Source organism: Allobosea sp. BH3 (assembly GCF_025499465.1).
GTDB lineage: Bacteria > Pseudomonadota > Alphaproteobacteria > Rhizobiales > Beijerinckiaceae > Allobosea.
The window spans coordinates 441,268-464,106 of sequence record NZ_JAIMCA010000005.1 but is presented as its reverse complement, the minus strand read 5'-3'; the positions used below and the strand labels follow the sequence as shown (position 1 = coordinate 464,106).

The 22,839-nt window shown below is 70.0% G+C and carries 23 protein-coding genes and 1 riboswitch; of the genes, 17 read left to right on the top strand and 6 right to left on the bottom strand.

Going from position 1 to position 22,839, the window contains the following annotated elements; translation table 11 throughout:
* Nucleotides 1-182: 182 nt before the first annotated feature.
* Complete coding sequence (locus tag BoBH3_RS18855; protein WP_262332377.1) at nucleotides 183-1,829, top strand: GMC family oxidoreductase; 1,647 nt, start codon at nucleotides 183-185, stop codon at nucleotides 1,827-1,829.
* Between the two features lie 105 nt (nucleotides 1,830-1,934).
* Nucleotides 1,935-2,456, top strand: a complete 522-nt coding sequence (locus BoBH3_RS18850; RefSeq protein ID WP_262332376.1) for a hypothetical protein — start codon at nucleotides 1,935-1,937, stop codon at nucleotides 2,454-2,456.
* A gap of 4 nt (nucleotides 2,457-2,460) precedes the next feature.
* Here the strand turns inward: BoBH3_RS18850 and BoBH3_RS18845 are convergent, their stop codons facing one another.
* From BoBH3_RS18845 to cobD, 3 genes are all read right to left on the bottom strand, one after another.
* Nucleotides 2,461-3,675 (bottom strand): MFS transporter, encoded by a 1,215-nt coding sequence (locus BoBH3_RS18845; protein WP_262332375.1) that lies wholly within the window; start codon nucleotides 3,673-3,675, stop codon nucleotides 2,461-2,463.
* Nucleotides 3,676-3,693: 18 nt separating this feature from the next.
* Nucleotides 3,694-4,665 (bottom strand): D-2-hydroxyacid dehydrogenase, encoded by a 972-nt coding sequence (locus tag BoBH3_RS18840; protein WP_262332374.1) that lies wholly within the window; start codon nucleotides 4,663-4,665, stop codon nucleotides 3,694-3,696.
* 82 nt (nucleotides 4,666-4,747) lie between these two features.
* A complete protein-coding gene (gene cobD / locus BoBH3_RS18835) occupies nucleotides 4,748-5,764 on the bottom strand; it encodes a threonine-phosphate decarboxylase CobD (protein ID WP_262332373.1) in 1,017 nt (338 codons plus the stop codon).
* A 23-nt stretch (nucleotides 5,765-5,787) separates the two neighbouring features.
* Between cobD and cbiB the strand changes: the two genes are divergently transcribed.
* Nucleotides 5,788-6,765, top strand: coding sequence for an adenosylcobinamide-phosphate synthase CbiB (gene cbiB, locus BoBH3_RS18830; protein WP_262332372.1), 978 nt, complete (start codon nucleotides 5,788-5,790; stop codon nucleotides 6,763-6,765).
* A gap of 118 nt (nucleotides 6,766-6,883) precedes the next feature.
* Here cbiB and cobO read toward each other — a convergent pair whose 3' ends face one another.
* On the bottom strand, nucleotides 6,884-7,492 hold the full coding sequence (cobO, locus tag BoBH3_RS18825) for a cob(I)yrinic acid a,c-diamide adenosyltransferase (protein WP_262332371.1): 609 nt from the start codon (nucleotides 7,490-7,492) through the stop codon (nucleotides 6,884-6,886).
* A gap of 13 nt (nucleotides 7,493-7,505) precedes the next feature.
* Nucleotides 7,506-8,024, bottom strand: a complete 519-nt coding sequence (gene cobU / locus BoBH3_RS18820; RefSeq protein WP_262332557.1) for a bifunctional adenosylcobinamide kinase/adenosylcobinamide-phosphate guanylyltransferase — start codon at nucleotides 8,022-8,024, stop codon at nucleotides 7,506-7,508.
* Between the two features lie 179 nt (nucleotides 8,025-8,203).
* Nucleotides 8,204-8,389, top strand: a riboswitch (cobalamin riboswitch).
* Between the two features lie 36 nt (nucleotides 8,390-8,425).
* Here cobU and BoBH3_RS18815 point away from each other — a divergent pair.
* The 9 genes from BoBH3_RS18815 to cobJ all read left to right on the top strand — a co-directional run bounded on the left by BoBH3_RS18815 (nucleotide 8,426) and on the right by cobJ (nucleotide 17,701).
* Nucleotides 8,426-8,602, top strand: a complete 177-nt coding sequence (locus BoBH3_RS18815) for a CbtB domain-containing protein (RefSeq protein WP_262332370.1) — start codon at nucleotides 8,426-8,428, stop codon at nucleotides 8,600-8,602.
* Between the two features lie 12 nt (nucleotides 8,603-8,614).
* Entirely contained in the window at nucleotides 8,615-9,358 is a 744-nt protein-coding gene (locus BoBH3_RS18810) for a CbtA family protein (RefSeq protein WP_262332369.1), read from the top strand.
* A gap of 50 nt (nucleotides 9,359-9,408) precedes the next feature.
* Nucleotides 9,409-9,798, top strand: coding sequence for a DUF1636 domain-containing protein (locus BoBH3_RS18805; RefSeq protein ID WP_262332368.1), 390 nt, complete (start codon nucleotides 9,409-9,411; stop codon nucleotides 9,796-9,798).
* 4 nt (nucleotides 9,799-9,802) lie between these two features.
* Nucleotides 9,803-10,864: a cobalamin biosynthesis protein CobW gene (gene cobW, locus BoBH3_RS18800; protein WP_262332367.1), complete on the top strand. Its 1,062-nt coding sequence runs from the start codon at nucleotides 9,803-9,805 to the stop codon at nucleotides 10,862-10,864.
* A gap of 9 nt (nucleotides 10,865-10,873) precedes the next feature.
* Complete coding sequence (gene cobN / locus BoBH3_RS18795; RefSeq protein ID WP_262332366.1) at nucleotides 10,874-14,269, top strand: cobaltochelatase subunit CobN; 3,396 nt, start codon at nucleotides 10,874-10,876, stop codon at nucleotides 14,267-14,269.
* Nucleotides 14,266-15,543 (top strand): precorrin-3B synthase, encoded by a 1,278-nt coding sequence (gene cobG / locus BoBH3_RS18790; RefSeq protein ID WP_262332365.1) that lies wholly within the window; start codon nucleotides 14,266-14,268, stop codon nucleotides 15,541-15,543. The genes cobN and cobG overlap by 4 nt, the downstream gene beginning before the upstream one ends.
* On the top strand, nucleotides 15,540-16,169 hold the full coding sequence (locus BoBH3_RS18785; protein WP_262332364.1) for a precorrin-8X methylmutase: 630 nt from the start codon (nucleotides 15,540-15,542) through the stop codon (nucleotides 16,167-16,169). The genes cobG and BoBH3_RS18785 overlap by 4 nt, the downstream gene beginning before the upstream one ends.
* Nucleotides 16,170-16,235: 66 nt before the next feature.
* Nucleotides 16,236-16,913 carry a precorrin-2 C(20)-methyltransferase gene (locus tag BoBH3_RS18780; protein WP_410050629.1) on the top strand — a complete coding sequence of 226 codons (678 nt, stop codon included), beginning with the start codon at nucleotides 16,236-16,238 and terminating at the stop codon, nucleotides 16,911-16,913.
* A complete protein-coding gene (gene cobJ / locus BoBH3_RS18775) occupies nucleotides 16,910-17,701 on the top strand; it encodes a precorrin-3B C(17)-methyltransferase (RefSeq protein ID WP_262332362.1) in 792 nt (263 codons plus the stop codon). Before BoBH3_RS18780 ends, cobJ begins: the two co-directional genes overlap by 4 nt.
* Here the strand turns inward: cobJ and BoBH3_RS18770 are convergent.
* Nucleotides 17,644-18,408 (bottom strand): cobalt-precorrin-6A reductase, encoded by a 765-nt coding sequence (locus BoBH3_RS18770; RefSeq protein WP_262332361.1) that lies wholly within the window; start codon nucleotides 18,406-18,408, stop codon nucleotides 17,644-17,646. The two genes, cobJ and BoBH3_RS18770, sit on opposite strands and share 58 nt — an antisense overlap.
* On the opposite strand from BoBH3_RS18770, the gene cbiE reads away from it, so the two are divergent.
* The 5 genes from cbiE to bluB are packed head-to-tail and all read left to right on the top strand — an operon-like array spanning nucleotide 18,407 to nucleotide 22,749.
* Nucleotides 18,407-19,666 (top strand): precorrin-6y C5,15-methyltransferase (decarboxylating) subunit CbiE, encoded by a 1,260-nt coding sequence (cbiE, locus tag BoBH3_RS18765; RefSeq protein ID WP_262332360.1) that lies wholly within the window; start codon nucleotides 18,407-18,409, stop codon nucleotides 19,664-19,666. The two genes, BoBH3_RS18770 and cbiE, sit on opposite strands and share 2 nt — an antisense overlap.
* Complete coding sequence (locus BoBH3_RS18760) at nucleotides 19,663-20,055, top strand: cobalamin biosynthesis protein (RefSeq protein ID WP_262332359.1); 393 nt, start codon at nucleotides 19,663-19,665, stop codon at nucleotides 20,053-20,055. The genes cbiE and BoBH3_RS18760 overlap by 4 nt, the downstream gene beginning before the upstream one ends.
* Nucleotides 20,052-20,816 (top strand): precorrin-4 C(11)-methyltransferase, encoded by a 765-nt coding sequence (cobM, locus tag BoBH3_RS18755; protein ID WP_262332358.1) that lies wholly within the window; start codon nucleotides 20,052-20,054, stop codon nucleotides 20,814-20,816. The genes BoBH3_RS18760 and cobM overlap by 4 nt, the downstream gene beginning before the upstream one ends.
* Entirely contained in the window at nucleotides 20,813-22,141 is a 1,329-nt protein-coding gene (locus BoBH3_RS18750) for a cobyrinate a,c-diamide synthase (RefSeq protein WP_262332357.1), read from the top strand. Before cobM ends, BoBH3_RS18750 begins: the two co-directional genes overlap by 4 nt.
* Nucleotides 22,138-22,749 carry a 5,6-dimethylbenzimidazole synthase gene (gene bluB, locus BoBH3_RS18745; protein WP_262332356.1) on the top strand — a complete coding sequence of 204 codons (612 nt, stop codon included), beginning with the start codon at nucleotides 22,138-22,140 and terminating at the stop codon, nucleotides 22,747-22,749. Before BoBH3_RS18750 ends, bluB begins: the two co-directional genes overlap by 4 nt.
* Nucleotides 22,750-22,839: the final 90 nt, after the last annotated feature.

Here is a 22,839-nt window from a genome sequence, read left to right as displayed (position 1 = left end):
TCACGCCAACAGGCGGCGCCGGCCTCCGTAGCAAGGATTTACGCAGGGCGACTGGCGGGTTGAGCGGGCATGCCCAGCCGCCAATGAGCATCCCCGCGCTGTCCCGCCGGCCGCGCCTGTGCCAGATTGCCGAAAACCCGCCGATGATGAGCGGGACGACAGAACACAGCCTTGGGAACGCCATGTCCACCGCCGATGCCTCCGAGCGCCGCCTGATCGGCACTTTCGATTATGTCGTCATCGGAGCCGGCTCCGCCGGTTGCGTCGTGGCCAACCGGCTCGCCGCCGACCGCGCCAACAAGGTCCTCGTGCTGGAGGCGGGGGGAGCGGACGACTGGATCTGGTTCCACATCCCCGTCGGCTATCTCTTCGCTATCGGCAATCCCCGCGCGGACTGGCTGTTCCAGACCGAGCCGCAGGCCGGGCTCGGCGGGCGCGTCCTGGCCTATCCCCGCGGCAAGGTCGTCGGAGGCTGCTCCTCCATCAACGCCATGGTCTATATGCGCGGCCAGGCCGCCGATTATGACGGCTGGCGCCAGAGCGGGCTTTCCGGCTGGGGCTGGGACGACGTACTGCCCTATTTCCTCAGGCATGAGGACCATGCCGGGCCGCCAGCCGGCGGGCTGCACAAAGCGGGCGGGGAATGGCGCGTCGAGCATCCGCGCGTGCGCTGGGCTATCCTCGACGCCATCCGCGACGCGGCCGAAGCCGCAGGCATCGCGAAGATCCCGGACTTCAACACGGGCGACAATGAAGGCTCATCCTATTTTCAGGTGAACCAGCGTCGCGGGCGGCGCCTCAGCGCCTTCGGCGCCTTCCTGAAGCCGCTGCTCGCGCAAGGACGTGCCAATCTCCGGCTGGAGACGGGCATCCATGTCGAGCGCATCGTCTTCGAGGGCGGCCGGGCCAAGGCCGTCGAGTTCAGTCATGGCGATGAGAAGCTCAAGGTCGAGGTGCGTGGCGAGGTCGTGCTCTCGGCCGGCGCCGTGGCTTCGCCCGTGCTGCTGGAACGCTCCGGCATCGGCGGGGGCAGGCGGCTGCAGGAGTTCGGCATCGAGACGCTGGTCGATGCGCCCGGGGTCGGGGAGAACCTGCAGGACCATCTGCAGATCCGGCCGGTCTATAAGGTCCATGGCGTCAAGACGCTGAACGGCGACTATGCGAAGCTCTGGCGCCGGCCGATGATGGCGCTGCAATGGGCGGCGCTGCGGACCGGGCCCCTGACCATGGCGCCCTCGCAGGTCGGCGCCTTCGCGAAGTCATCGCCGCACTATGCGACGGCCAATCTGCAATATCATTTCCAGCCGCTCTCGCTGGATAGCTGGGGCTCCGGCCTGCACCCCTTCGAAGCCTTCACCGCCAGCGTCTGCAATCTGAGGCCGACAAGCCGCGGCAGCGTCCATCTGCGCTCGGCCGACCCCTTCGCCGCGCCGATGATCTCGCCGAACTATCTTGATACGGAGGAGGACCGGCAGGTCGCGATCGACGCGCTGAAGCTGACAAGGCGGATCGTGGCGCAGGCGCCACTCGCCCGCTTCCGGCCGGAGGAATACCTGCCGGGCGAGGCGGCAGCTTCGGACGAGGCGCTGCTGGAAGCGGCGGCCAACCTCGGCACCACGATCTTCCACCCGGTCGGAACCGCGAAGATGGGGCGCGAGGACGATCCCGGTGCGGTGCTGGACGAGCGCCTGCGCGTGCGCGGCGTTTCGGGCCTGCGCGTCATCGACGCATCGGTGATGCCGGCCATCACCTCGGGCAACACGGCCAACCCGACGATGATGATCGCCGAAAAGGGCGTCGCTATGCTGCGGGAGGATGCGCGGGCCTGAGGCTTGCAGGCCATCCACGTCGAGGACCCGGGCAGCTTCGGAAGCCCGGCTCCGAAAAGCCATGATGAGCGGCTTATGAAGAGCGGTTCTTTGCCGGATCATGCCATGCCCGTTGAACCCCAGGACCCACGCGAGAAGAGCCTGCCGGCCCGGCTTGCGCTCGGGATCGTCCGCGCCGTCCTGACGGTCTTCATCATTCTCGACGAGATCGCGCGGCCGTTCTACGGGCCGCTGGTTCGCTGGTTCGCATCGTTGCGACTAGTGCATCGGCTGGAGGAGGCGGTGTCGCGGCTGCCGCGCCCGCTGGTGCTGCTCGCGCTCGCCGTGCCCTTCGCTATCGCCGAGCCGCTGAAGCTGGTCGGCCTCGTGCTGATGGCGCGTGGGGCGTTCTGGCCGGGTCTCATCGTGCTCGGCCTCGCGCATCTCGCCAGCTTCCTGATCGTCGAGCGCATCTATGAGGCCGGGCGCGAGAAGCTCCTGACCTATGCCTGGTTCGCCTGGATCATGGGGCTGGTGACGCGGCTACGCGACCGGGTCCTCGGCTGGGTGCGCGCCTCGGCGGCCTATGCCTTCGCCATCCGCACGCGCGACGCCGCGCGGCGCTGGTGGCGGGGCCTGACGGCCTGAGCGTTCACGGGCGGGTACGAGCCAGCAGGAAGAGCGCGCCGGCTGCGACGCCCGAGAAGACGACGAAGAGCAGGGTCGCCGCCGTCACCCCGGCACGCTCCAGCGTCACCGCCGCGGCAAGCGGTGCGGCCGCCTTGATGGCGAGGCCTGGTGCCGAGAGCTTGCCCATCATCGCGCCGAATCCGACCGGGCCGAAGAGCTGAAGCGGAACGGTGCCGCGCACGATCGAGCTCAGCCCCATGCTGATGCCGTAGGCGATGACCGAAAGCCCGGCGAGCACCGGCAGCGACCCGCCGACCAGCAGGAGCAGCAGGCCGAGCGGCATCAGGAGGCCCGAGACCCACGCCGTGGTGACGGGCGAGACGGCGCGGCCGAACAGCATCTCGACCAGCCTGCCAGCCACTTGCGAAGGGCCTATCATCGCGCCGATGCCGACCGCGACCGCGGCACTCACGCCGAACTCGTGCAACAGGGCGAGGATGTGGATCGACATCGCGGAGACGACGAAGCCCTGCAGCGAAAAGGCGAGCGCCAGCAGGAGGAAGGCGCGGCGGCGGGCATCGCCAGTGAGGTAGGTGATCTCCGGCTCGGCCTCGAGCGCCGGTGCATGGGCGGCGGAGGCCACCACCGGCCGCTTCACCCGCCCCGGCAGGAAGAAGAAGTGGAGCGGCACGCAGACCAGGAGTTGCGACAACCCGTAGAGCCTGTAGACGCCGCGCCAGTCCAGCACCGCCAGCAGGCTCGTGGTCAGCGGCCAGAACAGCGTCGAGGCGAAGCCACCGATCAGGGTGAGCTGGCTGATGGCGAGGCGGGCCCGGCTGCCGCGTGCCTGCGTCAGGGCGGCGAAGGCCGCATCGTAGAAGACCGCCGTCGTCACCGCCTGCAGCGCGACCATCGCCAGGACATAGCTGACGATGCCGCGCGCCTCCGCCAGCGCGAGCAGGGAGAGGCCGGCCAGCGCGGAGCCGATCGTCATCACCATCCGCGTGCCGTAACGATCGATCAGGCCGCCGGTCAGGGGCGCGACGGCGCCGCCCAGGAGAAGACCGGCAGCGAGCCCGCCATAGGTCCATTCCGGCGCCCAGCCGAGGCTTTCGGTGATGCGCGGAGCCAGCACCGAGAAGGCGTAGTAGAGCGCGCCGTAGCCGAAGATTTGCGTGATGCCGAGCGCGACGATGAGGGCCGGCCCGCCGGGCCGGGATGCAATGGACCAGGCCATGGCCGCTCCTGCCGCCGGTCAGACGATCTGGTTGAGCAAGGCGGCCTCGCCGCGCTGCAGCCTGTCCAGATTGTCGAGGAGCATGTCGATGACGTTGCCCTCATAGGCACGGGTCTCGCCGGCGCTGTGCGGCGTGACGACGACCTGCGGCAGACGCCAGAAGGGCGAGGCGGACGGCAGGGGCTCTTCATTGAAGCAGTCGAGGCCGGCGCCGGCGATCTGGCCGTTGCCCAGTGCATTGAGCAACGCCTCCTCATCGACGACAGGCCCGCGGGCGACATTGACGAGGAAGGCCGAGGGCTTCATCGCCGCCAGGACGGCGGCATCGATCAGCCCCTTGGTCTCGGGTGTCAGCGGGCAGGTGAGCGCCACGACATCGGCCTGTGCCACCGCCTCGGCCAGCCGCTCCGTCTTCACCACGCTCTCGACGCCCGGCTGCGGCTCCGGATTGCGGCGCACGCCGATGACGCGCATGTCGAAGGCGCTGGCGAGTTTGGCGAGCCTCAGGCCGATACGGCCGAGCCCGACGATCACCAGCGTCTTGCCGGCAAGCTCGTCCTCGCGCAGGGCGCGCTCGCCGATCATCGGGCGCCATTCCTGCCTCGCCTGCCGGTCGCGGGCGAAATGGATCTGGCGGGTCAAGGTCAGGATCAGGCCCATCGCATGCTCGGCGACCGCCCGCTCATTGGCGCCCTGCCCGCTGGCGAGGCGGATGCCGGCCTTGGCGATCTCGGCCTTGTCGAACTGGTCCGTGCCCGCGCTGATCGACTGGATGAAGCGCAGCTTCGGCAGCCGCGGCAGCAGATCGTTGCGCCAAAGGCCCGAGACGACGAGGAGATCGGCCTCCGGCGCGCGCTCGCGCAACTCGTCGACGCTGCGGACCTCGAAGCTGCGGATCGGGCGGCCCCGCGCAGCGAACTCATCCCCAAGCTGATAGGCAGCATGGGCGAAGCCGATCGTCAGCTCGTTGTCCGGCGGCAGGAAGGCCATTGTCGTCTCGCTCCTCAGGAATCGCGCCGGCGACACTAGCCGGCCGCGGGACGCCTGTCCCGGCGCCCATCGCATGCAAGTCTCACGCTGGCGTCGATGCAGCCGGCACATCTCCGGCCAGCGCCGCCTGCAGCCGCGACCAACCGGGCTCGTCACCCGGCAGGCCGAAGCGCACTCGCTCCGGCGCCTGCTGGAAGCGCCGGACATAGATGCCGTGGCGGCCGAGGCGGGCGAAGAGGACCGGGGCGGCCGGGGTCTCCAGCAGCCGAAAAAGACTCGTGCCGCCGACGACCTTGCCGTGCGGCGCGAGCAGTACATCCAGACGCGCGGCATCCCCTGCCCGCTCCGCCGCGGTCCGCGCCAGCCAGCCAAGATCAGCGAGGGCGAGCGCACCGACATGCAAGGCGGGCCCGGCGACCGACCATGGTCCGAGCGCGGCCTTCAGGCGCGCCATCAGTTCCGGCGCGCCGATGGCGAACCCCAGCCGCAGGCCCGCGAGGCCATAGGTCTTGCCGAAGGAGCGCAGCACCACCGTTCCCGGCGGCAGATCCGGGACGATGCTCGCCTCCGGCGTGAAATCGGCGAAGGCCTCGTCCACGACCAGCAGGCCGCCACGCGCGGCGCAGCGCTCGGCGAGGCGGGCCAGTTCCGCCTGCGGCAGAATGCGGCCATCGGGATTGTTCGGGTTGACCACGACGAGGGTCGCGACCTTTTCCGCTTCGGCGAGGCTGGCGGCCTCTGTCACGGCAAAGCCGGCCTTGCGCCAGGCATGGGCGTGCTCGGCATAGGTCGGGCCGAGCACCGCAACCGGCCCGGAGGACGCCAGCCGCGGCAGAAGCTCGATCAGGATCTGCGTGCCGGGCGCGGCGACGATGCCGGCAGCTTCCGGCACGCGATAGACGGCGCGCGCCGCGGCGATCAGCGCCGCTTCATCCTCGGCGCCCGGCAGGCGGGCCCAGAGGCTTAACGGCAGCGCCGGAAGCGGGTAGGGGATCGGATTGATCCCGGTGGAAAGATCGATCCAGGGCTCGGGCGCCTCCGGAAAGAGCGCGCGCGCCGTGGCGAGATCGCCGCCATGCCAGATGCCGTCCTCAGCCACCGATCCCGCCCCACGCGCCCTGCATGAATCTCTCCGACAGCCTGCCCCTGCTGCTGCTCGCGCTGATCGTCGAGGCAGCGTTCGGCTATCCGCAGCGCTTCTATGCCGCAATCGGCCATCCCGTCACCTGGATCGGCCGGCTGATCGCCGCGCTGGACCGTGGGCTCAACCGCGAGAGCGCATCGTTCGGCTGGCGGAAGGCGATGGGCGTGCTGGCGCTGATGCTGCTGCTCGCGATCACCATCGCGCTCTCGACCGTCGTCCAGCAGCTGCTGCTGACTGCGGGACCGCTCGGCCTGATCCCGCTGGCTCTGATCGCCTCGACGCTGATCGCCCAGCGCAGCCTGCACGAGCATGTCGCGCGCGTCGCCGAGGGGCTGGAGCGTGACGGGCTCGATGGCGGCAGGCGGGCGGTCTCGATGATCGTCGGGCGCAATCCGGAGACGCTGGACGAAGCCGGGGTCGCGCGGGCCGCCATCGAGAGCCTGGCCGAGAATTTCTCGGACGGCATCGTCGCGCCGGCCTTCTGGCTCGGCTTCGGCGGGCTGCCGGGCATCGCCGCCTACAAGGCGATCAACACCGCCGACTCGATGATCGGCCACCGCACGCCGCGCCATCTCGCCTTCGGCTGGGCGGCCGCGCGGCTCGACGACCTCGTCAACGTGCCGGCCTCGCGGCTGACGGCGCTATTGCTGATCGCGGCCGCGGCGTTCGATCGGCAGGCCGATGCCCGCGGCGCGATGCGGGCCGTGCGGCGCGATGCGGGCAAGCACCGCTCGCCCAATGCCGGCTGGCCGGAGGCGGCGATGGCCGGGGCGCTGGGCCTCAGGCTCGCCGGGCCGCGCATCTACGGGCAGACGCGCGTGGAGGATCATTGGATGGGCGATGGCCGGGCCGAGGCGACGGCGGCTGATATCCGGCGGGCGCTGGGGCTTTACCGGAAGGCCTGCGGGCTACTGTGGACGCTTGCGGCGGTGGCGGCAGTGTTTGTGCTCGCTTAGCCGTCATGCTCGGGCTCGACCCGAGCATCTCTTGCCGGAAGGGGCTCCTGCGCCTTTCGTCCTGAGATTCTCGGGTCTGCGCTTCGCTCCGCCCGAGAATGACGCGTGCTGCAGGGCGTCAGAACTCGATCCCTTCCTGCGCCTTCACCCCGGCGGCGAAATGGTGCTTCACCAGCGTCATCTCGGTGACGAGGTCCGCCGCCTCGATCAGCTCCGGCTTGGCGTTGCGGCCGGTGACGACGATGTGCAGGTCAGGGCGACGTGCGCGCAGCGTCGCCACCACCTCCGCCAACGGCAGGTAGTCGTAGCGCAGCGCGATGTTGAGTTCGTCCAGGACGAGGAGCCTGATCGCGGGATCGGCCATCAGCTCCGTTGCCTTGGCGAAAGCGCGCTCGGCCGCGGCGATGTCGCGGGCCTTGTCCTGAGTTTCCCAGGTGAAGCCCTCGCCCATGCTGTGCCAGCTCACCTGATCGGCGAAGGCTTCCAGCGCCTTGCGTTCGCCGGTCGACCAGGCGCCCTTGATGAACTGCACCACGCCGATGCGCCAGCCATGACCGAGCGCGCGCAACATCAGGCCGAAGGCCGCCGTCGACTTGCCTTTGCCGGGGCCGGTATTGACGATCAGCAACCCCTTCTCGACCGTCTTGGAAGCGACCTCGGCGTCCTGCACCGCCTTGCGCTTCTCCATCTTCGCCTTGTGGCGGGCTGCTTCCTGATCCGTCGTCATCACTTCGCTCGCTTCACTTCACTTGCATGGGCAGCCCGGCGACCATGAACAGAACCCGCTCGGCCCGGGCGGCCAGCGCCTGATGCAGCCGGCCGGCCTCGTCGCGGAAGCGGCGGGCGAGCGCATTATCCGGCACGATGCCGAGCCCGACCTCGTTGGAGACCAGCACGATGGGCCCGCTGGGACGTTCGCAGGCGGCGAGCAGCGCCTCGGCGGCCGCCGCCGTATCGCGCTCGGCGAGAATGAGGTTGGTCAGCCAGAGCGTCAGGCAATCGACGAGGATCGGGCGGCCAGCCGGCTGCGATCGAATCGCCTCGGGCAGCGCGAGCGGCGCATCGACCGTCTGCCAATTGGCCGGGCGGCGGGCGCGATGCTCGGCGATGCGCTGGCGCATCTCGTCGTCATAAGCCTCGGCGGTCGCGATATAGGTCCAGGGTGCGGGCAGAGCCTCGACCAGCGCCTCGGCATGGCGGCTCTTGCCGGAGCGGGCGCCGCCGAGGACGAGGGTGAGGCGGGGGATTTCGTTCGGCATCATATCCGCTGCGTTTCCTGAGCCCTCATCCTAAGGAGGCCCTAAGGGCCGTCTCTAAGGATGGTCCAGGAGGCTCCGGAGACATCTGGAGCATCCTTCGAGACGCCGCTGACGCGGCTCCTCGGGATGAGGGCTCACGAAGAGATCGCGCATTGCATTGCACAGCATCGCATCCATGGCTAATGATGATCTCTGACGGTGCCTCCGCGAGGAGGTGAAAAGGGAACGCGGTGCGAAACCGCGGCTGCCCCCGCAACTGTAAGTGGATGTCCTTTGCCATCGGCCACTGGAACGCTCGTTCCGGGAAGGCGGCACAGGGCGCCAAATCCGCGAGCCAGGAGACCTGCCGTCAACCCGCAACGATCCAACCGGCTGCCGGCGGGGCGGCCACGGAGAGCATGATGAACACGGCTTCGGTTTCCACCACCCAGCTCAGCGTCTCGGAGCGCGTCAAGGCGGTCGCCGCCGCGCTCGTGATCGGCGTCGCGCTGATCTACACGACCGGCTTCGCGGCCTCGTCGAACGTGCACAACGCCGCGCACGATACCCGCCACGGCCTCGCCTTTCCCTGCCACTGAGGGAAAGCATCCATGGTCACGCGTGTTCTCACGGTCAGCATCCTGGCCGGGCTTCTGGCTGGGCTGATCGTCGCCGCCCTCCAGCATGTCACCACCACCCCGCTCATTCTCAAGGCCGAGACCTATGAGGCAGCGCTGCGCCTGCAGGCGCCGACGCTCGCCAGCTTCGACGGCCAGGCCAAGCTGATCCTCGCCCATGGCGCAGCGGGCGACGGCGCCGGCCACGACCATGCCGAATGGAAGCCGCAGGACGGCTTCCAGCGCACGCTCCTCACCAGCGCGGTCACCATCGCCACCGCGATCGGGTTCGCCGCGCTGCTGCTCGCCGGAATGATCGCGGCGGGCGATGCGATCGATGAGCGACGCGCCCTGATCTGGGCGGCCTGCGGCTTCCTCGCCTTCGGACTCGTGCCGGCGACCGGGCTCGCGCCCGAATTGCCGGGCGCCGCTTCCGCTGCGTTGGAACAGCGCCAACTCTGGTGGGTGCTCGCTGCGCTCGCCACTGCCGGGGGCCTCTTCGCTTTCCTGCGCTTCGAGCAGCCCTGGGTGCGCGCGCTCGCCATCGTCGCGCTGCTGGTCCCGCATCTGATCGGCGCGCCGCACCCGGCCGCGCCGGAAAGCAAGGTGCCGGCCGAGATCGCGGCGCATTTCGCGGCGCTGTCGCTCGCCATCCAGGCGGCGCTGTGGCTCGCCACCGGCTTCGCCGTGGGCAAGCTCTGGCCGTGGGCGAGCCGGCGCGTGGCCGTCGCAGGCTGAAAGCGCGGGCGCGGCTTCGGCCGAGCCCGCGTCCCGAAAAGGCAAGCCGCATGTCCGAGGGCGACCTCACCATCCATGTCTGCACCGCGTGCAGGCGGGCGCGCGCCGATCTTCCGGAGGGTTTCGACCAGCCGGGGCTGGCGCTCGCCGAAGCGCTCGCCGAGCGCCTGATCGCCAAGGGCAGCGCGATCCCCGTGCTGCCCGTCGAATGCCTCGCCGTCTGCAAGCGGCCCTGCACCGTCGCCTTCGCGGCCGACGGCAAATGGACCTATCTGATCGGCGACCTCGAAACCGACACCCATCTCGACGAGATCGTCGGTGCTGCGGAGGCCTATGCCGCCAGCGCCAACGGCATCGTTCCCTGGAAAGAGCGGCCGCAGTCCTTCCGCAAGGGCGTGGTCGCACGCGTGCCGCCTTTGCCGGCGCGCCAGCAAGGATGACATCATGAACGCCCCGCAGACCGCCGCTCTCGGCAAGGTGCCCTGCACCATCATCACCGGCTTCCTCGGCGCCGGTAAGACGACGCTGGTCCGCCACCTGCTCGAGAACGCGCAGGGCAAGAAGCTCGCCGTGCTCGTCAACGAGTTCGGCGATCTCGGCTTCGACGGCGAGTTCCTGAAGGGCTGCGGTATCGCCGGCTGCAGCGACGAGGACGTGGTCGAACTGCCGAACGGCTGCATCTGCTGCACCGTCGCCGACGATTTCGTGCCGGCGCTGGAAAAGCTGCTGAACCGCCCGAACCCGCCCGAGCACATCCTGATCGAGACCTCCGGCCTCGCCTTGCCGAAGCCGCTGGTGCAGGCCTTCAACTGGCCGGCGATCCGCGCCCGCGTCACCGTCGACGGCGTGATCGCCGTGGTCGACGGGCCGGCGGTGGCGGAAGGCCAGTTCGCCGACGACCCGGAGGCGCTCGCCGCGCAGAAGGCGGCCGACGCCTCCGTCGAGCACGATAACCCGCTGGAAGAGGTGTTCGAGGATCAGATCCTCTGCGCCGACCTGATCCTGCTCAACAAGAGCGATCTCGTCGACGAAGCCGGCCGCGCCCGCGTCAAGGCCGAGATCGCCGAGCACCTGCCCAAGGCGATCAAGATCGTCGAGACCGCGCATGGCAAGGTCGAGCCTGCGCTGATCGTGGGCTTGGGCGCCGCGGCCGAGAGCGATCTCGCCGCCCGCCCCTCGCATCATGGCGAGGGCGAGGGCGAGCACGATCACGACCATGACGATTTCGACTCGGTCGCGCTACCGCTGCCGGCCGGGCTCGCGCCGGAGGAGCTGTCGGCGCGCATCGCCAAGGCGGCCGAGGCCGAGGGCGTGCTGCGCCTCAAGGGTTTCACCGCCGTGCCGGGCAAGCCGATGCGGCTCGTCGTGCAGGGCGTCGGCCGGCGCGTCGGCCATCATTTCGACCGGCCCTGGGGCGCGAGCGAGCCGCGCGACGGGCGCCTCACGGTGATCGGCCTCAAGGGCTTCGACCTCAAGGCCGTGGAAGCCGCGCTTTCGGGGGCGTGACACAAGGCGATGCACCTTCTCCCGACCAGCGAGATCAGGCTCGACGACGGCGAAGACGCCGTCGATCTCGACCTGCCGCCGGGAGACGTGCTCGTGCTGTCCTTCACCGACAGCGACCTCTCGGCGCTGGCGGCGGCCGGCGGAAACCTGTCGCTGCGACTCGCGCCGCTGAGGCGGCTGAGGCACCCGCTCTCGGTCGATCTCCTGATCGAAAAGACGGCCACCAAATGCCGCTTCGTGCTGCTGCGCTGCCTCGGCGGGCTCGACTATTGGCGCTATGGGGTGGAACAGCTCGGAGCGGCCTGCCGGAAGCACGACGTGCCGCTCGCGATCCTGCCCGGCGACGCGCGCGATGATGCGCGGCTGGCGGAGCATGCGACGGTGGAGCCGGCATTCGCTGCCGAGCTGCTGGCCTATTTCGAGGCCGGTGGCGGCGCGGAGAACATGCGCCGGCTGCTGGGGCGGATAGACGGCTACCTGGAGGCGAAGGGCGACAATGCGGACCTCGCCCCCATCGCCCTTTCGCCGTTCCTCGCTCTCGGTGATGGCGGCAAGCCCCTGCCCTGGCGCGAGGCGCTTGCCGCCCTGCCCGCCGACCGCCCGCTCGTCCCGATCCTGCTCTATCGCTCGGGCGTCGCGGCGGGTGACACGGCCATGGGCGAGGCGATCGCCGCAGCGCTGACGGCGCGCGGTCTCGCTCCCCTTCCGCTCGCGCTGACCAGCCTGAAGGACCCTGCTGTCACGACAGAGTTCGCTGCGCTGATCGCGGCCCGCAAGCCGGACCTGGTCGTCACCACCACCGCCTTCTCCGCCCGCGAGGGCGCAGATTTCGTACTCGACGCGGCCGACTGCCCGGTTCTGCAGGCGGTCCCGGTCGGCAGCCCGCGCGAGGCTTGGGAGGCTTCGCCGCGCGGGCTTTCGGCCGCTGACCTCGCCATGCAAGTGGCGCTGCCGGAATTCGATGGGCGCATCGGCGCGATCCCCGTCGCCTTCAAGGCGGAGGAGACCCAAGCGGCAACAGGCCTCGCCATCCGGCGGCTCGTGCCTGATGCGGAGGGCATCGCGGCGCTGGCCGATCTCGCGGCTGGCTGGATCGCGCTCTCGGGCAAGCCTGTGCGCGAGCGGCGGCTGGCACTGGTGATGTCGGACTATCCCTCACGCGGCGGCCGGGCGGGCTTCGCCGTGGGGCTCGACACGCCGGCGAGCGTGACCGCAATCCGGGAGTTGCTGGCCGGGGCACGCTACGAGGTCGGCTCTCTCGGCCCTCATCCTGAGGAGACGCAAAGCGGCGTCCCGAAGGATGTTCCAGCGCGCTCTGGACCATCCTTCGAGACGCACGGCTTGCGCCTTGCTCCTCAGGATGAGGGCTGGGAGATGATGCAGGCTCTGACCACAGGTCCAACCGTCGTTACTCTGCCGCTCGCCACCTATCGCAGCTGGCTCGACTCCATCCCCGCCACCGATCGCGAAGCCCTCCTCGCGACTCATGGCGCGCCCGAGGCCGACCCCGCCTGCCAAAACGGCGCCTTTCGTTTCCGCGCCGTGCGCTACGGCCATCTCACCGTCGCCCTGCAGCCGCCTCGCGACGCGACGCCCGACCGCAAAGCGCGCTACCATGATCCCGATGCTCCGCCCGGCCATGGCTATCTCGCCTTCTATCTCGCGCTGCGCGAGACGGAGGCCGTCGACGCGCTGATCCATCTTGGCACGCACGGCACCACCGAATGGCTGCCGGGCAAGGCGGTGGCGCTGTCGGCCGGCTGCTGGCCGCGGCTGGCCATAGGCGGGCTACCGGTGATCTATCCTTACGTCGTCGACGATCCGGGCGAGGCTGCACCAGCCAAGCGACGGCTCTCGGCCGTCACGCTCGGCCATCTGCCGCCACCGCTGGCGGAGGCTGAGCCGGCGGGCGAGACCGCGCTGCTGCGAGACCTTGTCGAGGAATTCTCGCAGGCGCAGGTGCTCGATCCGCGGCGGGCAGACATCGTCGCGGCGGAAATCCGCTCGCGCGCCGAGGCGAGCGGGCTGGCCGCGTCCTGCGGCGTTGCTGCAGACACCGAGATGAACGAGGCGCTGACGCGGCTCGACGCGCATCTCTGCGACATCGCCGAACTGCCTTTCCGCGACGGGTTGCACGTCTTCGGCCATTCGGACATCGACCCGGTTTCAGCCCGCAGCGAGCGTGAGAACCTGGTGCGCGCGCTCGACGGCTGTTTCGTGCCGCCCGGCCCCGCCGGCTCGCCGCATCGCGGGCGGCCGGACGTGCTGCCGACCGGGCGCAACCTCTCGACGCTCGATCCGCGCGCCAGCCCGACGCGCGCCGCCACGCGGCTAGGCAAGCTGGCGGCGCAGGCCGTCGTCTCACGGCATCTGCAGGAGCATGGCGATTATCCGCGCCGGATCGTGATGGATCTCTGGGCTTCGCCGACGCTGCGCTCGGGCGGCGAGGACATCGCGCATGCACTGGCACTGATGGGCGTCGAGCCGCTCTGGGACCACGCCTCGACCCGCGTAACCGGCTTCTCCATCGTGCCGCAGCCGAAGCTCGCCTTCCCGCGCCTCGACGTGACGATCCGCATTTCCGGCACCTTCCGCGACACCTTCCCCGGGCAGATCGCGCTGCTCGACCAGGCGGCGCGGGCGGTCGCGGCGCTGGACGAGCCGGAGGACTGGAACGAGCCCGCCTCTGCCCGCCGGCGCGGCGAGCATGGCGCGCGCATCTTCGGCGCAGCGCCCGGCCGTTATGGCGCGGCTATGGCCGACCGGGCGCTCGACGGCGACTGGACGATGCGTGACGAACTGGGCAGCGCCTATCTCGCGGCGTCCGACCATGCCTATGGCGGAGCGGAGGGGATTGGCGCGCTCGACGCGGGTTTCGCCCACCGCATCCGTTCGTCGGACGCCTTCATCCATGTCAGCGATACGGCCGGGCGCGATATTCTCGAAGCGACGAGCGCGGCGGATGTGATCGGCGGGCTCGCGGCGGCGGCGAAGGCGCTCGGCGCGAATCCCGCCCTCTACAGCCTCGACAGCTCGCACCCCGAGGCGCCGAAGGCGCGCACGCTGGCCGAGGACATTGCCCGCATCGTCCATGGCCGCCTGACGCATCCGCGCTGGATCGCCTCGCAGCTCGCCCATGGCTGGCGCGGCGCGGCGGAACTGGCCGAGGCGGTCGATACGCTCTTCGTCTTCGCCGCCAGCACTGATGCGGTCGCGGACGGGCTGTTCGATGCCGTGTTCGATGCTTACTGCGCCGATGCGGCCGTCTGGGCGACGCTTGAAGCCGCCAATGCGCCGGCCGCAGCATCGATCCGCTCGCGTCTGGCCGAAGCGGCGCGGCGCGGATTCTGGACAAGCCGGCGCAACTCGGTCGGCGCCTTCCTGGCGCGGGAGGCGGCGGAATGAGCGCGCCCTCGCGAGAAGCACTGCGTCGCGGCTGGTGCCCGAGCACGCTGAAGCCGATGGAGACCGGCGACGGCTGGCTGGTGCGCCTGCATCCGCCGGGCGCGAGGCTGACACCTGCGGGGCTGAAGCAGATCGCTGCACTTGCGGAAGCACATGGCAACGGCCTTCTCGAAATCTCCGCCCGCGCCAATCTCCAGATCCGCGGCGTGACCGCGGAGAGCCATCCGATCCTTGTCGAGCAACTGCTGGCGGAACGGCTCGTCGACGAGCATGACGGCGACGGACCACAACGCCTGACACTGGTTTCGCCGCTGGCGGAAGCTGGCCTGATCGACGCGATCGTGCTTGCGGCGCGGATCGAAGAGCAAGCCCGGAGCGTTTCCGGCCTGCCGCCCAAGTTCTCGATCATCGTCGATGATGGCGGCTTGTCCTCGCTCGACGCCTTCGCCTGTGACCTGCGGCTCGTCGGGGTCGCGCAAGGGTTCGTTGCGCTCGGGCTGGCGGATCGGTGCTGGCTTGGGCCTCTGGCCGAGGGGGAAGCGGCAGCGGCCGTGGGGTCGGTGCTTGCCGGATTCGCGCACCTGCATCGAAGCGCTCCGAATGGCATCCGGCGCCTGCGCGATCTGCCGGACGATGTTCTCGCGAACCTGACCACCTTGCCCGAGACCACGCCTCCGCCCGTGCGTTCGCAGCCTCGTCGCGCGGGCCTCTTCGCCATGGCGGATGATCGCTTCGCGGTGCTGATCGGCCTGCCTTTCGGCCGCTGCGATGCCGGGACACTGACGCAGCTCGCGGCGACAGCGCCCGAACATGCCGAGATCCGGCTTTCGCCCTGGCGCGGGCTGGCGTTCCGCAAGCTGGCGCAAGGCGAGGCGGAGCAGCTGCTGAAGCTTGCCGATACGCTCGGCGTCATCACCCGTGACGACGACCCGCGCCTGTCTGTGCAGGCCTGTGCGGGCAGCCCGGCCTGCTCGCGCGCCGAGGCGCCCACCATGGCCGATGCCGCCAGGCTGGCCGAAGCCACCGCCGATCTGCTGGCGCAGGGAGCGACCCTGCATGTTTCCGGTTGCGTCAAATCCTGCGCGCATCCGACTGCGTCCGACCTGACGCTGGTCGGGCGCGGCGGGCTCTATGATGTGATCTGCGGCGGCACGGCGCGGGACAATGCCATCGCGACGCTTGACCTTTCGGCGCTGCTGGCGCGATTGCAGCCCGGCGAAGATATTCACGCGCGGCTCTCCGAGGCCACGCGGACAACGAGGCCGCGCGGTTGAAGGCATACGACTATATCCAGGATGGAGCGGCGATCTACGAACGCTCGTTCGCGATCATCCGGGCGGAGGCCGATCTCGCGCGCTTCGACGGCGTGGCTGAGCGCGTCGTGGTGCGGATGATCCATGCCTGCGGCATGACCGATCTGCCGCGCGACGTCGAGATCTCGGGCGATTTCGCCGAGACAGCCCGGTCTGCGCTCAAGGGCGGCGCGCCAATCCTGTGCGATGCCAAGATGGTTGCCAACGGCGTGACGCGCGCGCGCCTGCCGGCCGGCAACGAGGTTCTTTGCACGCTCGACGACGCGCAGGTGCCGGGGCTGGCGGCGCAGATGGGTACGACGCGCTCGGCCGCCGCGATGGAGCTGTGGAAGCCGCATCTCGCCGGTGCCGTCGTGGTCATCGGCAATGCCCCGACCTCGCTGTTTCGCCTGCTCGAGATGCTCGATGCCGGTGCGCCGAAGCCCGCGGCTGTGATCGGCATTCCGGTCGGCTTCGTCGGCGCGGCGGAATCCAAGCAGGCACTGGCTGAGGACCGGCGCGTGCCCTTCCTCGTCGTGCATGGACGGCGTGGCGGCTCGGCCATGGCGGCAGCGGCCGTCAATGCGCTGGCTCAGGACAAGGAATAGCTCGTGAGCGGGACAGCAAAGACCCTGCTCTACGGCGTCGGCCTCGGCCCCGGTGCGCCGGACCTGATGACGGTCCGTGCGCGCGAGGTCATCGCGAGGGCCGACAGGCTCGTCCATTTCTGCAAGCGCGGCCGGCGCGGCAATGCCCGCGCCACGGCGGACGCCATCTTCGCGCCTGACCCTGCCCGCGAGATCGAGCTCGCCTTCCCCGTGACGACCGAGGCCGAGGTGGGCGATCCTGCCTATGACGAGCCGATCGCCGCCTTCTACGAGGAAGCGGCCGAACGCCTCGCGGCGGAGATGGCGGCCGGGCGCACGCTCGCCGTGCTCTGCGACGGCGACCCGTTCTTCTACGGCTCCTTCATGCATCTGTGGCGGCGGCTCAGCATGCGCTTCCCCTGCGAGGTCGTGCCGGGCGTCACCGCCATGACCGGCGCCTGGGGCGAGGCCGGCGCGCCGATCACCTGGGGCGACGACGTGATGACCGTGCTGCCCGGCACGCTGCCCGAGGCGGAGCTGGCGCGGCGCCTGTCCGACACGGACGCAGCCGTGATCATGAAGCTCGGCCGCAACCTGCCGAAGGTGCGGCGCGCGCTGATCGCAGCAGGGCTCGAAGAGCGCGCGGTCTATGTCGAGCGCGCGACGATGGAGCGGCAGGTGGTGGCCCGCCTCGCCGACAAGGCCGACGACGAGGCGCCTTATTTCGCCATGGTGCTGGTGCCCGGCGAGGGGCGGCGACTGTGACGGGGTCTCTGACCATCGTCGGACTCGGGCCAGGCACAGCGGACTGGATCACGCCAGCCGCACAGGCCGCGCTCGATATCGCTACCGACATCGTCGGCTATGGCCCGTATGTCGACCGCGTGCCGGAGCGGGCGGGATTGACCAAGCACGCCTCGGATAATCGCGTCGAGGTCGAGCGCGCCTCGCATGCCCTGCAACTGGCAGCAGAGGGCCGGACGGTCGCTGTGGTCTCGGGCGGCGATCCCGGTGTCTTCGCCATGGCGGCGGCCGTCTTCGAGGCGCTCGAGGCTGGCGAACCCGGTTGGCGGGCCATTCCGATCACGGTCGAACCCGGCATCACGGCGATGCTGGCGGCGGCGGCGCGGGCAGGGGCGCCGCTCGGCGGGGATTTCTGCGCGATCTCGCTCTCCGACAATCTCAAGCCCTGGGAGGTGGTGACCGCCCGGCTCGAAGCGGCGCTGGCCGCCGATTTCGTGATCTGCCTCTACAACCCGATCTCGAAGGCGCGGCCCTGGCAGCTCGGCAAGGCGCTGGAGCTGGCGGCACAATGCCGGGAGGGCCGGACACCGGTGCTTTTCGCGCGAGCGGTCGGCCGGCCGGACGAGAACCTGCGCATCCTGACGCTTACGGAAGCGGTCGCCGCCGCGGACACGGCCGATATGGCGACGCTGGTGATGATCGGAGCGTCGAGCACGCGGCTGATCGCGCGGGGCGCAGAGCAGCCTTACGTCTATACGCCGCGTTCGGTGACGAAGAGCCCCTGCGTCACCAGCCAGGGCAGGACCTGATCGATATGGTCGACGGTCTCGACATGAGGCTTGAGCGGACGCTCCACCATGATGACCGGCAAGGCGAGCCGGCGCGCCGCGACAAGCTTGCCGACCGTCGCCGAGCCACCCGAATTCTTGCTGACCAGGATCTCGACACCCTCGCGGCGCATGAGATCCTCCTCGTCATCGGCGTCGAAGGGGCCGCGCGCGAGGATAACGTCGACATGGGGCACCGGCAGGCGATCTCCGATCGGCTCGATGGCGCGCACGAGGTAGCGGTGCTGCGGGGCATCGGCGAAGGCCGGCAGTTCCAGCCGACCGACGGTGAGGAAGACGCGGCGCGGCACGTTGCCCAGCGCCTGAACGGCGGCGTCGATGTCCGGCACGGATTTCCAGCGGTCACCGGGTTGTGGCTTCCAGCCCTCGCGGCGGATGGCGAGCAGGGGCACCCCTTCCGCCTTGCAGGCATGCTCGGCATTGAAGGGCATGACGGACGCGAAGGGATGCGTCGCATCGACGACGGCGACGATGCCGTTCTCGACGAGATAACGCCGCAGCCCCTCGATGCCGCCAAAACCGCCAACGCGCACAGGCAGATTCGTCGGCCGGGGATCGACGGTGTGCCCCGCCAGCGAGATAATGGCGCGAATCTCGGGAGCCTGATCAGCAAGAAGCTCGTCAAGCGCCGCAGCTTCGCCCGTACCACCGAGAATGAGAACGGTCATGACGCAATCCTTGCTTGAAAACGTTCCAAAGTCGAGCACGGGGCCTGAGGTTCCCGCACCATGGCTTTCGCTGATCGGCCTGGGCGAGGACGGCCCGGCCGGCCTCAGCACCGAGGCGCGCGCCGCACTGGCCGACGCCGAAATCGTCTTCGGCGGCGACCGGCATGTCGCGCTGGTGCAAGGCACCGTGCCGGGCGAGCTCCGGCCCTGGCCGCAGCCCTTCCGCAACGCGCTGCCGCAGATTCTGGCCGAGCGCGGCCGCAAGGTCTGCGTGCTCGCGACCAGCGACCCGTTCCATTACGGCATCGGCAACAGCCTGAGCCGCGCGATCCCGGCCGAGGAGATGCGGATCATCCCGCAGCTCTCCTCCTTCTCGATGGCGTGCACGCGGATGCGCTGGCCGCAGGAGGAATGCGCGCTGGTCTCGCTTCATGGGCGCACGCTTTACCGCATCGTGCCGCATCTGCAGCCTGGCGCGCGCATCCTGGCCCTCTCCTGGGACGAGACCACGCCGCGCGCTGTCGCCGAACTGCTGACCGCGCGCGGGCTCGGCGGCAGCCGCATCACCGTGATGGAATCGCTCGGCGGGCCGCAGGAGCGCGTCCGCGAAGTACAGGCCTCCGCCTTCGCGCTCGACGGCACGGTGCCGCTCAACCTGATCGCCGTCGAGGTCGTCGCCACGCGCGATTCGCGCATCCTGCCGCTGACGCCGGGGCTCGACGAGGAATGGTTCGCCCATGACGGGCAGATCACCAAGTCCGAGATCCGCTCCGTCACGATCTCGGCGCTCGCCCCGCGCGGCGGCGAGCTGCTCTGGGATGTCGGAGCGGGCTCGGGCTCGGTCGCGGTGGAATGGTGCCAGCGCCATATGCACAACCGGGCCATAGCCTTCGAGGCGAAGGCCGACCGGGCCGAGCGCATCGCCCGCAACAAGCTCGAGCTCGGCGGGCTCAACGTCACGGTCGTGGGCGCGGCGCCTGCCGGCTTCGTCGGGCGCGATGCGCCGGATGCCGTCTTCATCGGCGGCGGGCTGACCGAGGAAGGGCTGTTCGAGGCCGCCTGGGAAGCGCTGAAGCCGGGCGGGCGGCTCGTCGCAAACGTCGTCACCATCGAGGGCGAGGCCAAGCTGGCCGAGCTCTATGCCGTGCACGGCGGCTCGCTGCGGCGCATCTCGATCGACCGGCTCGCCCCGGTCGGCGGCAAGCATGGCTGGCGCCCGGCGATGCCGGTCACGCAGTGGCGGGTGGAGAAGCCTTGAGCGAGGGCCGCCTGATCGCGGGTATTGGCCTCCGGCCTGGAACCGGGGCGGGCGATATCCTCGCCTGCCTCGACGCGGCACTGGCCGTCGCCGGGCTTGCCGGCGCGACGGCGGTGCGCTTCGCCACGCTGGCGAGCCGGCTCGCCGAGCCCGGCCTCGTCGCGGCGGCGACGGAGCGCGGCGCCGAACTCGTGGCAATCCCCGACGAAGCGCTGAAGGGTTTCGAGGCGGCCTGCGCCACACGCTCGACCCGCATCGCCTCGCTTTATGGCGTCGGCTCTGTGGCGGAGGCCGCGGCGCTCGCTGCGGCCGGGCCCGGCGGGACGCTGGTGCAGCCGCGCATCGCCAATGCGCGCGTCACCTGCGCACTGGCGCGGGCTGCGGCATGACCATCCACTTCATCGGTGCCGGCCCCGGCGCGCCTGATCTCATCACGCTGCGCGGACGCGACCTCATCGCCGCCTGCCCGGTCTGCCTCTATGCCGGCTCGCTGATCCCCAGGGCGATGCTCGACTGGTGCCCGCCCGGCGCGCGCATCGTCGACACCGCCCCGCTCGATCTCGACGCCATCGTCGCCGAGATGCAGGGGGCGCATCTCGCGGGACAGGACGTGGCGCGGCTGCATTCCGGCGATCTCTCGATCTGGAGCGCCTGCGGCGAGCAGATGCGCCGGCTCGATGCGCTCGGCATCCCCTACACCGTAACGCCCGGCGTGCCGGCCTTCGCCGCTGCGGCCGCCGCGCTGAAGCGCGAGCTGACGCTGCCGGGCGTGGCGCAATCGCTCGTGCTGACGCGGACCTCCGGCCGGGCCTCGGCCATGCCGGAGAAAGAGACGCTCGCCACCTTCGCCGCCTCGGGCGCGACGCTCGCCATCCATCTCTCGATCCATGTGATCGAGCAGGTCGTGGCGGAGCTGACGCCGTTCTATGGCGCGGATTGCCCGGTCGCAGTGGTGTTCCGCGCGACATGGCCGGACGAGACGGTTCTGAGCGGCACGCTCGCCGGCATCGCCACGCAGGTGCAGGCCAGCAAACTCGAACGCACGGCACTGATCCTCGTCGGACCTGCGCTGGCGGCGGAAGACTTCCGCGAGAGCGCTCTCTATTCGGTCGACTATGACCGGCGCTTCCGGCCGCGGGGCGGGGCATGAGCGCGCGAGGACTGCTTATCGCCGCACCACGCTCCGGTTCGGGCAAGACCACGATTACGCTCGGGCTCCAACGCGCGCTCACGCAGCGCGGGCTGACTGTGCGCGGGCTGAAATGCGGGCCGGATTATATCGACCCCGCTTTCCACGCCGCCGCGACCGGCGCACCGAGCGCCAATCTCGATTCCTACGCCATGCCGGACGCGCTGCTGGCGCAGATTGCGCGCGAGGCGACGGAAGGTGCCGACCTCGTCGTCGCGGAAGGCTCGATGGGGCTGTTCGATGCGGTGCCGGGCCCTGAAGGACACACCGGGGCGAGCGCCGACATTGCCGCACTGACCAGCTGGCCGGTCGTGCTCGTCATCGACGTTTCGGGGGCGGCGCAATCGGTGGCGGCAGTCGCACTCGGCTGCAAGGTCTATGATCCACGCATCCGTATCGCCGGCGTGATCCTGAACAAGGTCGCAAGCGCTCGGCATGAGCGGCTGGTTCGACAGGGCATGGAGCGGATCGGCCTGCCGGTGCTCGGCGCTCTGCCGCGCGAGGCGAGCCTGATCCTGCCGGAACGCCATCTCGGGCTGGTGCAGGCCGGCGAGACGGCCGATCTCCATGCGCGGCTCGATGCGCTGGCGCAGGCTGTCGCGGCAGCCGTCGACCTCGATGCCGTCATCGCGGCGGCCGGCGAGACGAAGCTTGTGGCCGCCGCAAGCGATGGCCCGCCGCCCCTGCCCGCGCCTGGACGCAAGATCGCGATCGCGCGGGATGCCGCCTTCTCCTTCGTCTACCCGCATGTCGAGGCCGGCTGGCGTGCGGCAGGCGCGGAGATCATCCCCTTCTCGCCGCTCAGGGACGAGGCTCCGCCGGAAGATTGCGACGCCTGCTGGCTGCCGGGCGGCTATCCCGAGCTTCATGCCGGTACGATTGCAGCGGCGGGCCGTTTCCTCGATGGCTTGCGCCGCTTTGCCGAGGCCCGGCCGGTCCACGGCGAGTGCGGCGGCTACATGGTGCTCGGGAGCAGCCTGACAGATGCCGATGGCTCCGCCCATGCCATGGCGGGCTTGCTCTCGGTCGAGACCTCCTTCGCCAAGCGGAAGATGAATCTCGGTTATCGCCGCGCCGTGCTGCAGGCGGACGGGCCGCTCGGCCCCGCCGGCACGGCCCTGACCGGGCATGAGTTCCACTATGCCAGCATCGTCGCGCAGGGCGAGGACCCACCCTTTGCCGTGGTGACGGACCCGCATGGCTCGGCCCCCGCTCCTGCCGGCAGCCGGCGCGGCCACGTCACCGGTTCGTTCTTCCACGCCATCGCGACGGCCGGAGCGCCGTGAGCACGCCGCCCGTCTTCGACGCGGCGTTCGCAGCGCAATTCACGGAGCTGCTGCGCTGGCGGCGCGATGTCCGGCGCTTCCGGCGCGATCCCGTGCCGGACGAGCTGATCGAGGGGCTGATCGCGCAAACGCAGCTTTCGCCCTCCGTCGGCCATTCGCAGCCCTGGCGCTGGATGGCCGTGGACGATCCGCGACAGCGCGAGGCGGTGCAGGCGAGCTTCAGCCGCTGCAACGCAGAAGCGCTGAGCGCCTATGAAGGCGAGCGCGCCGCGCTCTATGCAAGGCTCAAGCTGGAGGGCCTGCGCGAGGCGCCGGTGCAGTTCGCCGTGTTCTGCGACCACGGCACGGATCGCGGCCATGGGCTGGGCCGGCAGACCATGCCGGAGATGCTCGACTATTCGGTCGTCGCGGCGATCACGCAGTTCTGGCTCGCGGCGCGGGTCGCGGGGCTCGGCGTGGGCTGGGTCTCGATCCTGGAGCCGGCGGAAATCTGTGCCGCGCTGGAGGCACCGCCAGCGTGGAAGTTGATCGCCTATCTCTGCATCGGCTGGGCTGAAGACGAATGCGACACGCCCGAGCTGATCCGGGAAGGCTGGGACACGGCTTAGATCATCGCGCGTTCCATCGGACGCGGCCACGATGATCTATCGCATTGTTATCGCATCGGATTATTCCGAAAAGCGGATTACACTTTCCGG

What these genes read in the sequence shown, in the direction of transcription:
- BoBH3_RS18805 (WP_262332368.1), top strand. Translation starts at nt 9,409, where the DNA reads ATGTCCGAGGGCGACCTCACCATCCATGTCTGCACCGCGTGCAGGCGG.
- cobN (WP_262332366.1), top strand. Translation starts at nt 10,874, where the DNA reads ATGCACCTTCTCCCGACCAGCGAGATCAGGCTCGACGACGGCGAAGAC.
- cbiB (WP_262332372.1), top strand. Translation starts at nt 5,788, where the DNA reads ATGAATCTCTCCGACAGCCTGCCCCTGCTGCTGCTCGCGCTGATCGTC.
- cobU (WP_262332557.1), bottom strand. Translation starts at nt 8,024, where the DNA reads ATGCCGAACGAAATCCCCCGCCTCACCCTCGTCCTCGGCGGCGCCCGC.
- cobO (WP_262332371.1), bottom strand. Translation starts at nt 7,492, where the DNA reads ATGACGACGGATCAGGAAGCAGCCCGCCACAAGGCGAAGATGGAGAAG.
- BoBH3_RS18750 (WP_262332357.1), top strand. Translation starts at nt 20,813, where the DNA reads ATGAGCGCGCGAGGACTGCTTATCGCCGCACCACGCTCCGGTTCGGGC.
- BoBH3_RS18815 (WP_262332370.1), top strand. Translation starts at nt 8,426, where the DNA reads ATGAACACGGCTTCGGTTTCCACCACCCAGCTCAGCGTCTCGGAGCGC.
- BoBH3_RS18780 (WP_410050629.1), top strand. Translation starts at nt 16,236, where the DNA reads ATGACGGTCCGTGCGCGCGAGGTCATCGCGAGGGCCGACAGGCTCGTC.
- BoBH3_RS18840 (WP_262332374.1), bottom strand. Translation starts at nt 4,665, where the DNA reads ATGGCCTTCCTGCCGCCGGACAACGAGCTGACGATCGGCTTCGCCCAT.
- cobM (WP_262332358.1), top strand. Translation starts at nt 20,052, where the DNA reads ATGACCATCCACTTCATCGGTGCCGGCCCCGGCGCGCCTGATCTCATC.
- BoBH3_RS18770 (WP_262332361.1), bottom strand. Translation starts at nt 18,408, where the DNA reads ATGACCGTTCTCATTCTCGGTGGTACGGGCGAAGCTGCGGCGCTTGAC.
- cbiE (WP_262332360.1), top strand. Translation starts at nt 18,407, where the DNA reads ATGACGCAATCCTTGCTTGAAAACGTTCCAAAGTCGAGCACGGGGCCT.
- cobG (WP_262332365.1), top strand. Translation starts at nt 14,266, where the DNA reads ATGAGCGCGCCCTCGCGAGAAGCACTGCGTCGCGGCTGGTGCCCGAGC.
- BoBH3_RS18850 (WP_262332376.1), top strand. Translation starts at nt 1,935, where the DNA reads ATGCCCGTTGAACCCCAGGACCCACGCGAGAAGAGCCTGCCGGCCCGG.
- cobW (WP_262332367.1), top strand. Translation starts at nt 9,803, where the DNA reads ATGAACGCCCCGCAGACCGCCGCTCTCGGCAAGGTGCCCTGCACCATC.
- BoBH3_RS18855 (WP_262332377.1), top strand. Translation starts at nt 183, where the DNA reads ATGTCCACCGCCGATGCCTCCGAGCGCCGCCTGATCGGCACTTTCGAT.
- BoBH3_RS18810 (WP_262332369.1), top strand. Translation starts at nt 8,615, where the DNA reads ATGGTCACGCGTGTTCTCACGGTCAGCATCCTGGCCGGGCTTCTGGCT.
- BoBH3_RS18845 (WP_262332375.1), bottom strand. Translation starts at nt 3,675, where the DNA reads ATGGCCTGGTCCATTGCATCCCGGCCCGGCGGGCCGGCCCTCATCGTC.